The sequence below is a fragment of the Limnohabitans sp. 2KL-51 genome (assembly GCF_003063645.1).
Lineage (GTDB): Bacteria > Pseudomonadota > Gammaproteobacteria > Burkholderiales > Burkholderiaceae_C > Limnohabitans_A.
Genome location: NZ_NESJ01000053.1, coordinates 1 through 1354, shown reverse-complemented (window position 1 = coordinate 1354; position 1354 = coordinate 1). Strand labels below are relative to the sequence as shown.

The 1354-nt window shown below is 64.8% G+C and carries 1 protein-coding gene; it reads left to right on the top strand.

Annotated features, from left to right (window positions below; all coding sequences use genetic code 11):
- Window positions 1-1354: Ig-like domain-containing protein (locus B9Z49_RS21925; protein WP_233254760.1), on the top strand; the 1354-nt coding region annotated here is incomplete at both ends.

Here is a 1354-nt window from a genome sequence, read left to right as displayed (position 1 = left end):
GGCCATTGGCAAGAGGTCAACAACCAAGTCTCCTTTGCCTTCAACACCGACGTGACCGCTCCGGGCATCGTGGTGGGGCGCACGGGCGCAGGCACCATCAGCACCACCGAGGTCATCACCTTCACGCTCAGCGAAGCGTCCACCGACTTCACGCTGGCCGACATCGACGTCACCGGCGGCACCCTCACCAACTTGCAAGGCAGCGGCACCAGCTACACCGCCACCTTCACCCCCACCGCTGGCACCAGCGGAGTGGGCACCATTGGTGTGGATACGGCCAAGTTCACGGACGCTGCGGGCAACCTCAACAAAGACACCTATAAGGTCGGTTTGAACGTTGTGGGAGGCACCACGTACGAGGCCAACAACCAAGTCAGCGTGCCCTTTAACACCGACAACGCCCCACCGAACATCGTGGTCGGGCGCATTGGCACGGGCGACTTGTTGGGCACCAGCGTCACCGAGACCATCACCTTCACGCTGAGCGAGGCGTCCACCGACTTTGTGCTGGCCGACATCGACGTCACCGGCGGCACCCTCACCAACTTGGTGCCCGTGGCCAGCAGCGGCACCCCCAGCACCGGTTACACCCAGTACACCGCCACCTTCACCCCCACGGCGGGCACCACCGGCACGGCCACCATCGATGTGGACGGCAACAAGTTCAGCGACGCAGCAGGCAACCTGAACAAAGACACCTACACCAACCCCGCCCCGGCAGGCCAGACCTACGAGGCCAACAACCAGGTGAGCTTTGGCTTTAACACCACAGTGGCCGACACGGCCCCGCCCAGCATCGTCGTCACGCGCAGCGCCATCGGCACGGTCAACAGCTCCGAGGTCATCAACTTCACGCTGTCTGAGGCCAGCACGAGCTTTGATGTGTCAGACATCGTGGTCAGCGGCGGCACCCTCTCGGGCTTTACCGGCTCGGGCAACAGCTTCAGCGTGGTCTTCACGCCCACGGCCAACAGCGTGGGCACGGCCAGCGTGGGCGTGCTGGCGGGCAAGTTCACCGATGCGGCGGGCAACCTGAACAAAGACACGTTCAACAACCCGGCCACGGGCACGGACGTGTACGAGGCCAACAACCAAGTCAGCCTGCCCTACAACACCGACAACACGCCCCCCAAAGTCGTGGTGGCGCGCACCGGCACGGGCACCGTGGGCGTGGCGGGCGAGGACATCACCTTCACGCTCAGCGAGGCCAGCAGCAACTTCACGCTCACTGACATCGCGGTGACCGGCGGCACGCTGGGCACGCTCACCCAAAGCAGCACCAACCCGCTGCTCTACACCGCTCGCTTCACCCCCGACCCCAACGGCGTGGGCACGGCCACCGTGGGCGTGCAGT